Annotated in this window: 1 pseudogene; it reads left to right on the top strand. The window is 50.0% G+C overall.

Annotated features, from left to right (window positions below):
* Nucleotides 1–264, top strand: a pseudogene (locus tag SB658_RS24730) (GntP family permease); the annotation flags it as partial.

Raw genomic sequence — 264 nt, 5'->3', positions numbered from 1 at the left:
AGGCAGAACCCAGCCCCGCGCGGCAAGTGCTCGCCTTTGTTCCGCTTATCCTTGTGGGGATCATGAACAAATGCTTCACGATGTGGCTCCCGCATTGGTACCCTGACGGATTTGATTTTGCGCAGCTCGGTTTAAAAGCGTTCGGGAAGATTGACCTTTCCTCCGTCACTGCGATCTGGTCAGTAGAACTCGCACTGCTCATCGGAATCATGACAACGATTTTGTTCGATTGGAAAAAAGTGCTCTTCAATTTGAAAGAAGGAC

Origin of the sequence: Bacillus sp. SIMBA_008 (assembly GCF_046535495.1) — a bacterium.
Classification (GTDB): Bacteria; Bacillota; Bacilli; order Bacillales; family Bacillaceae; genus Bacillus; species Bacillus subtilis.
Note: the sequence above shows the minus strand (reverse complement) of the source record. Positions and strands in the feature narration are given on the sequence as shown.